This is a genomic window from Streptomyces sp. TRM64462 (assembly GCF_013362995.1).
In the GTDB taxonomy this organism is placed as follows: domain Bacteria; phylum Actinomycetota; class Actinomycetes; order Streptomycetales; family Streptomycetaceae; genus Streptomyces.
Window position 1 is genome coordinate 1 of sequence record NZ_JABWDV010000241.1, and the last position, 8407, is coordinate 8407.

The window sequence follows — 8407 nt, forward strand, 5'->3', positions numbered from 1 at the left end:
CCCACGAGAACCGGCACGCCCACGGCCGCCAGCTCCTCCGTGACGGCCCGCGCCAGCAGCGCCCACCCGCCGGCCGGGGACTGCTCGGCGGCCACCCGCATCACCACGGGCAGCAGCGGCCCGTCGCCCGGCCGGAAGCCCAGCACCCGGGCCTGGGCGGGCGCGTCGTCCGCGGCGATCCTGCCCTCGGCGAGGTCCGTCAGGAAGTCGCCGCGTCCGCGTGCCGCCAGCTCCTCCTCCTGCCGCGCCTGCATCAGGACGACCGCCAGGACGCCCGCCGCCCGCTCCGCCGCCATCCGGTGCACCGGCAGCAGCGCGCCCGACACCGCCGGCAGCACCAGCCGCGCCCGCACCCCGCCGGCGCCCGCGCACGTCCCCGTACCGCCTCCGGGGCCGCCGCCCGGCACGTCCACCAGCACGGACCCCGCCGGCGGCGACTCGCGGGCCGCCCGCTGACCGCGCAGGCCCTCCCACACCAGCAGCGGATCCGTGCACGGCGTACCGGAGCCGCTGTCCGCCGCGTACAGCAGCTGACCGTCGGAGGTCTCCAGGAACACCGGGTTGCCCGCGAACCCCGCCAGGATCCGCAGCACCCGCGGCACCCCGCCCCCGCCCAGCAGCGCCTCCGTGCACCGCCGGTGCACGTCCTCGGCCTGCCGCAGCATCGCGTAGTGCCCGTTGACGATCTCGGTGTGGACCTCCTCCGTGACCGACACGAACGGCACCTCGCGGTGGAGCTGCACCAGCGGCAGGCCCGCCGACCGGGCGGTCTCCACGAGCGCCGCCGGCAGCCGCGAGAAGCGCGGCCCCAGCTCCACGACCAGCGCCGCGATCCCGCGCTCGGCGAGCCGCCGCACGAACACGCGCTGCTCCGCGGGCCGCGTCCCCATCGCCAGGCCCGTCGTGAGCAGCAGCTCACCGCCCTTCAGCAGCGACGCGATGTTCGGCACCTCACCGGCGTGCACCCAGCGCACCGTCCGGTGCAGCCGGTCGGCGCCCGCCACGACCTCCGGGAGCCCGCCCCGCAGCGCGGGCAGCTCCAGCGCCCGCCGCACGGTGATTCCGCCCTGTTCCTCCATGGGGCGGGACGCTACCCGCGCCGTCGTCGCCGGCCCATCGCACGGGCGTGACGTGCGGCGTACGGACCGACAACTCGTCTCGCCCGTACGGTGATTGGGTGACCCTCTGTCGATTGTGGCGTGCGTCACGCGCGGTCCAGGGTGTTCGGGCATGGCGCGGCCGAGCGACGAGAAACGCCCGAGGACGGCGATCCCCGGGCCCGCACCACCACCCCGCCCGCGACTCTCCGAGGAGCCCGATGACGATGGCACGTACGACGGCGATGCACCTGCTGAAGAGACTGGCCGCCGACCACCGCGACGCGGCCCGGCTGGGCCTGCCCGTCGCGGAACTGCGCGGCCTGCGGGCCACGGCCGGCGAGGGCACGAGCCGCCGCGCGCTGCTGAAGCGGGCGGCGGCACTCGGCCTGGCGGGCGGCATCGGGGCCGCCGCCATGGCCACCGCCACGACCGCAGCCGCGGCGTCCCCGGCGGCCGCCGCGGGCCCCGCGCCCAAGCGGCCGGCCGGGGAGGCCCGTATCGCCGTGGTCGGTGCGGGACTGGCCGGGCTGACGGCTGCCCTCACCCTCCAGGACGCGGGCCTGAGCTGCACCCTGTACGAGGCCGACCCCGAACGCGTCGGCGGCCGCGTCTGGACGCGGCGCGACCACTGGGCGGGCGGGCAGGCCTCCGAGATCGGCGGCGAGCTCATCGACACGGGCCACAAGAAGATGCTGGCGCTGTGCCGCCGCTTCGGCCTGCGCGTCGAGGACTTCGCGGCCGCCGGGCCCAACGGAGCCGAGGAGATCCTCTGGTTCGACGGCGGCTACTACCCGCGCGCGCAGGCCGACGACGACTTCAAGGGCGTGTACCAGGCGCTGCGCCGCGACCTCCAGACGGCCGGCGAGGTGATGTGGAACCGGACCACGCCGCACGGCACGGCCCTGGACCACATGTCGCTGCGCGAGTGGATAGACAGCCGCGTACCGGGCGGGTTCGCCTCCCGGCTCGGCCGGTTCTTCGATGTGGCGTACAGCATCGAGTACGGACTCGACACCACCGAGCAGTCGGCGCTGGCGCTGGTCCTGTTGATGGGCTACCAGCCGAACCCGGGGCACTTCAACGTCTGGGGCCCGTCCGACGAGCGCTACCGCATCATCGGTGGCAACGACCAGCTCCCGCACGCGATGGCCGCCGCGCTGGCCGACGGCACCATCAGGCACGGCGCACGGCTGGCGCATCTGCGGGCCGAGGACGACGGTACGCAGACCCTGGCCTTCGTCGAGGACGGCACCGTACGGACCGTCACCGCCGACCACACCGTCCTGTGCCTGCCGCTCCCGGCCCTCCAGCGCCTGGACCCGGTGGCGGCCGGCTTCGACGCCCGGATGCGGGGCCTCCTGGCAGCCGCCCGCATGGGCACCTGCACCAAGCTGAACATGCAGTTCACCGCACGGCCCTGGCGCGGCATGGGCCCGTGGCCGGGCGTCTCGGCAGGCGACACCTTCACGGGCGACCAGCTCCAGCAGCTCTGGGACACCACGAAGACCCACCCGGGCGCGGGCGGCATCCTCGTCCAGTTCAACAGCGGCAGCCCCGCCGCCGCCCTCGCCCCCGCCACGCCCTTCGCGACCGAGGCCGATCCGTACGTACGGGACCTGGCCGCCGCCCGCCTGACCGCCGTGGACCGGATCTACCCCGGCACGAAGGCCGCCTGGACGGGCCGCGCCCAGCTCTCCGCCTGGCACCGCCACGCGCTCGCCGGCGGCGCGTACTCCTCCTGGCCCGTCGGGTACGTCAGCCGCTACGCGGGCTACGAGGGCACCCCGCAGGGCAACGTCCACCTGGCGGGCGAGCACTGCGCGTACGACTTCCAGGGCTTCATGGAGGGCGCCGCGACCGAGGGCGAACGCGCCGCCCGCGAGGTCCTCCAGAAGTTCGGACGCTAACCGCCGTACGCGCCGGAGGCGGTCAGGCGGAGGGCCGTGTCGATCAGCGGCACGTGGCTGAACGCCTGCGGGAAGTTGCCGACCTGGCGCTGCAGCCGGGGGTCCCATTCCTCGGCGAGCAGCCCCAGGTCGTTCCGCAGGTCCAGGAGCTTCTCGAAGAGGCGGCGGGCCTCGTCGACGCGGCCGATCATCGCCAGGTCGTCGGCCATCCAGAACGAGCACGCCAGGAACGCGCCCTCGTCGCCCGGCAGGCCGTCCACGCCCTCGTCGGAGCCCTGCGTGGGGTAGCGCAGGATGAAGCCGTCCTCCGTGGACAGCTCCCGCTGGATCGCCTCGATGGTGCCGATGACCCGCTTGTCGTCCGGCGGCAGGAAGCCCATCTGGGGGATGAGCAACAGCGACGCGTCCAGCTCCTGCGAGCCGTACGACTGCGTGAACGTGTTGCGCTCCGGGTCGTAGCCCTTCTCGCACACGTCGCGGTGGATCTCGTCGCGCAGCTCGCGCCACCGCTCCAGCGGGCCGTCGGCGTCGCCGGACTCGATGAGCTTGATCGTGCGGTCGACGGCGACCCACGCCATGACCTTGGAGTGCACGAAGTGCCTGCGCGGCCCGCGCACCTCCCAGATGCCCTCGTCGGGCTCGGTCCAGTGCTTCTCCAGGTAGTTGATCAGCTTGAGCTGGAGGAGCGACGCGTAGTCGTTGCGCGCCAGACCCGTCATGTGGGCCAGGTGCAGGGCCTCGGTGACCTCGCCGTACACGTCGAGCTGGAGCTGGGCGGCGGCGCCGTTGCCGACCCGGACCGGCGCGGAGTTCTCGTACCCGGGCAGCCAGTCCAGCTCCGCCTCGCCCAGCTCGCGCTCGCCCGCGATGCCGTACATGATCTGCAGGTTCTCGGGGTCGCCCGCGACCGCGCGCAGCAGCCACTCGCGCCAGGCGCGGGCCTCCTCGCGGTAGCCCGTGCGCAGCAGCGACGACAGGGTGATCGCCGCGTCCCGCAGCCAGGTGTAGCGGTAGTCCCAGTTCCGTACGCCGCCGATGTCCTCCGGCAGGGATGTCGTCGGCGCGGCGACGATGCCGCCCGTCGGGGCGTACGTCAGGGCCTTCAGGGTGATCAGTGAGCGGATCACGGCCTCTCGGTACGGGCCGCGGTACGTGCAGTGCTCGACCCACTCGCGCCAGAACTCGGACGTCGCCTCCAGCGCGGCCTCCGGGTCGGGCAGCGGGGGCTGCGGGTGGTGCGAGGGCTGCCAGCTGATGGTGAACGCGATGCGCTCACCCGGCGTGATGGTGAAGTCCGAGTACGTCGTCAGATGCTCGCCGTACGTCTCGCAGGGCGTGTCGAGCCACACCGAGTCCGGGCCGGCGACGGCCACCGTACGGTTGTCGATCTTGTGCACCCACGGCACGATCCGGCCGTACGAGAACCGCATCCGCAGCGACGAGCACATCTTCACGCGCCCGCTCACGCCCTCCACGATCCGCACGAGCTGCGGCGCGCCGTCACGCGGTGGCATGAAGTCGGTGACCCGCACGGTGCCGCGCGGGGTGTCCCACTCCGATTCCAGGATGAGGGAGTCGCCGCGGTAGCGGCGGCGGTCGGCGACCGGGGGCTCGGTGCCCTCGGGGTGCATCGGTCCGATGCGCCAGAAACCGTGCTCCTCGGTCCCGAGGAGTCCTGCGAAGACGGCATGCGAGTCGAAGCGGGGCAGGCACAGCCAGTCGGCCGTGCCGTCCCGGCAGACCAGGGCAGCGGTCTGCATGTCTCCGATGAGTGCGTAGTCCTCGATGCGCCCGGCCACGTGCAATCTCCAGTCGAACGGCCACGTTCGCCCCGCGGGGCGCTTACTGGGGTCAGGGTCAAGGATCGTTGACGCGAGGGGATCCCGGGTGACGGGCGGGGGTGGTGCCGTATGCGGGCCTGACTCGGCAACGGGTGTCCGACGAGGATACGACCTCACCGGGGCCTCTGTGTGATCTTCCTGGTAGTCGGAGTGAGCCGGACGAGTGAGCCAGTACCCCGCTGTGCGAATGCATGCACCGCCGGTCACGCTCATCTGTTTCGCACACCCCCGAACGGATCCGAACATGAGCAAACAGTGGCCGATTTGTGTGGGGCGTGTGGCCGGAAGCGGCCACCCTCCGTCGCTGATACCCTGGTAGCCCGTGGACCGGTGGGCGCCGCAGAACGATTCGGCGGCCCCCGAACCGCAGCGACGGCACCCCCGGAGACCTCGGGTTCTTCCCTTCCAGGATCTCCGGATCGGACGCCGGTACGCACCTCCAGACCGCGACCACGGGAGCCCCCTCTTGGCCATGCCGCCCGCTGCTTTTCGAAACAGCACAGCCACGACGACCAAGCACATCTTCGTCACCGGGGGTGTCGCCAGCTCCCTCGGCAAGGGGCTGACCGCCTCCAGCCTGGGTGCGCTCCTGAAGGCGCGGGGACTGCGGGTCACGATGCAGAAGCTCGACCCGTACCTGAACGTCGACCCGGGCACGATGAACCCGTTCCAGCACGGTGAGGTGTTCGTCACCAACGACGGCGCCGAGACCGACCTGGACATCGGCCACTACGAGCGGTTCCTCGACGTCGACCTCGACGGCTCCGCCAACGTCACCACCGGCCAGGTCTACTCCACGGTCATCGCCAAGGAGCGGCGCGGCGAGTACCTCGGCGACACCGTGCAGGTCATCCCGCACATCACCAACGAGATCAAGCACCGCATCCGCCGTATGGCCACCGACGACGTCGACGTCGTCATCACCGAGGTCGGCGGCACCGTCGGCGACATCGAGTCGCTGCCGTTCCTGGAGACCGTCCGCCAGGTCCGCCACGAGGTCGGCCGCGACAACGTCTTCGTCGTGCACATCTCGCTCCTGCCGTACATCGGCCCCTCCGGCGAGCTGAAGACCAAGCCGACCCAGCACAGCGTCGCCGCGCTGCGCAACATCGGCATCCAGCCGGACGCGATCGTGCTCCGCGCCGACCGCGACGTGCCGACGGCCATCAAGCGCAAGATCTCCCTCATGTGCGACGTCGACGAGGCGGCCGTGGTCGCGGCCATCGACGCCAAGTCGATCTACGACATCCCGAAGGTCCTGCACACCGAGGGCCTCGACGCCTACGTCGTCCGCAAGCTGGACCTGCCGTTCCGCGACGTCGACTGGACGACGTGGGACGACCTGCTGGACCGCGTCCACAACCCCGACCACGAGGTCACGGTCGCGCTCGTCGGCAAGTACATCGACCTGCCCGACGCCTACCTGTCGGTCACCGAGGCCATGCGCGCCGGCGGCTTCGCCAACAAGGCCCGCGTCAAGGTCAAGTGGGTCACGTCGGACGACTGCAAGACGCAGGCCGGCGCCGCGCAGCAGCTCGGCGACGTCGACGCCGTCGTCATCCCCGGCGGCTTCGGCGAGCGCGGCGTCAACGGCAAGGTCGGCGCGATCCAGTACGCCCGCGAGAACAGGATCCCGCTGCTCGGCCTCTGCCTGGGCCTCCAGTGCATCGTCGTCGAGGCGGCACGCAACCTCGCCGGCATCCCGGACGCCAACTCCACCGAGTTCGACCCGGCCACCGCGCACCCCGTCATCTCGACGATGGAGGAGCAGCTCGCGTACGTCGAGGGCGCCGGCGACCTGGGCGGCACCATGCGCCTCGGCCTCTACCCGGCGAAGCTCGCCGAGGGCTCGATCGTCCGCGAGGCCTACGGCGACCAGCCGTACGTCGAGGAGCGCCACCGCCACCGCTACGAGGTGAACAACGCGTACCGCGCGGAACTGGAGAAGAAGGCCGGCATCGTCTTCTCCGGCACCTCCCCGGACAACAAGCTCGTCGAGTACGTCGAGTACCCGCGCGACGTCCACCCGTACCTGGTCGCGACCCAGGCCCACCCGGAGCTGACCTCGCGCCCGACCCGCCCGCACCCGCTCTTCGCGGGCCTGGTCAAGGCGGCGGTGGAGCGCCAGCAGGCGGCCAAGTCCGGCAAGTAGGCGAGGGAGATACGGTTGACCGGGGTACGGCCGCCCACTGGGCCCGTGCCCCGGTTTTCCGCTTTCGGCGCGAGGAGGAAGTGCGCAGCATGACCATCAAGGACACGCCCGAGGAGTGGCGGGTCACCGCGACGGCGACCCCGTTCCAGGGCAACAAGACGAGTGTCCGCACCGACGACGTGGTCATGCCGGACGGTTCCGTCGTACGCCGCGACTACCAGGTCCACCCCGGCTCGGTCGCCGTCCTCGCCCTGGACGACGAGGACCGGGTCGTCGTGCTGCGCCAGTACCGCCACCCCGTACGCCACAAGCTGTGGGAGATCCCCGCCGGGCTGCTCGACGTGCCCGGCGAGAACCCGCTGCGGGCGGCCCAGCGGGAGCTGTACGAAGAGGCGCACATCAAGGCCGAGGACTGGCGCGTCCTGACGGACGTCTACACGACGCCGGGCGGCTGCGACGAGGCCGTACGGGTCTTCCTCGCCCGTGACCTGTCGGCGGCGGACGGCGAGCGCTTCGAGGTCTCCGAGGAGGAGGCCGACATGGAGCTGGCGCGGGTGCCGCTGGGCGAGCTGGCGGCCGGGGTCCTCGCGGGCGACCTGCACAACACCTGCCTGGTGGTGGGCGTCCTGTCCGTCCTGGCGGCCCGTGCGGGCGACGGCCTCGACGCCCTGCGCCCGGCGGAGGCGCCGTGGCCGGCGCGCCCGTTCTCCGCGTGAGGCGACCGGCGGGCGCTGGTGTGACGATCGGCTGATCCGATCGGGCGATGTGCGGGCGCTGCACGGCACGGAACGCCGACGCGGCTGAACTACGCTCGGATCACCCGTACGGAGACCCGGCGGGATCGGCTCGTGCGCAGGCGGACGGGAGCGTGGCCCGTGACGGATCAGGCGGTGAACATCGGCGACGCCGACCAGCCCCCCACCCCCGCACCGACCACTCCCGCACCGACCACTCCCGACGACGGCGCCGACGCGGCGGCGCGCCCGGCGCCGGAAACCCGCACGGGCCGCCCGCCCAAGCCCCCACGGCGCCCCCGCCACCACCCGGCACGCGCGTCCACGGCCGAGCCCGCGACACCGGAACCGACCGCGAGCCCGTTCCCCGTTATGGGTGACCCTGCGGACAGTGCGTCCGAACCCGGGACCGCGCGGCGGCTGGGTGCCGAGGAACGGGCCGAGCGGCCGGGAGAACCGGCCGCGCAGCCCGGAGACGCGGGGGAGGCTCCGGGGCGCGCGGGTGCCTCGCCCGGTTCGCCGGGACGGGAGGCCGAGCCCCGTGGTGGCGGCCAGGCCCCGCGGTGTGCCGATGCCGGGACGGCGCGGCGGCTGGGTGCCGAGGAGGTGGCCCGGGTGCGGGTTGTCGGTACCGGCATCGTGCCCGTCGCAGGGGCTGACCCCAGGGACGGCC

At 72.7% G+C, this 8407-nt stretch carries 5 protein-coding genes; 3 read left to right on the top strand and 2 right to left on the bottom strand.

Annotation, left to right across the window (positions count from 1 at the left end; all coding sequences use genetic code 11):
• Positions 1-1079: PucR family transcriptional regulator ligand-binding domain-containing protein (locus tag HTZ82_RS11395; RefSeq protein WP_175409225.1), on the bottom strand; the 1079-nt coding region annotated here is incomplete at its 3' end.
• A gap of 245 nt (positions 1080-1324) precedes the next feature.
• Between HTZ82_RS11395 and HTZ82_RS11400 the strand changes: the two genes are divergently transcribed.
• Positions 1325-3007 (top strand): NAD(P)/FAD-dependent oxidoreductase, encoded by a 1683-nt coding sequence (locus HTZ82_RS11400; RefSeq protein WP_175409226.1) that lies wholly within the window; start codon positions 1325-1327, stop codon positions 3005-3007.
• Here HTZ82_RS11400 and HTZ82_RS11405 read toward each other — a convergent pair.
• Positions 3004-4806 (bottom strand): glycoside hydrolase family 15 protein, encoded by a 1803-nt coding sequence (locus tag HTZ82_RS11405; protein ID WP_175409227.1) that lies wholly within the window; start codon positions 4804-4806, stop codon positions 3004-3006. The genes HTZ82_RS11400 and HTZ82_RS11405 overlap by 4 nt on opposite strands.
• A gap of 514 nt (positions 4807-5320) precedes the next feature.
• On the opposite strand from HTZ82_RS11405, the gene HTZ82_RS11410 reads away from it, so the two are divergent.
• Entirely contained in the window at positions 5321-7000 is a 1680-nt protein-coding gene (locus HTZ82_RS11410) for a CTP synthase (protein ID WP_175409228.1), read from the top strand.
• Positions 7001-7089: 89 nt separating this feature from the next.
• Positions 7090-7716, top strand: coding sequence for an NUDIX hydrolase (locus HTZ82_RS11415; RefSeq protein ID WP_175409229.1), 627 nt, complete (start codon positions 7090-7092; stop codon positions 7714-7716).
• The last annotated feature ends 691 nt before the right edge of the window (positions 7717-8407 follow it).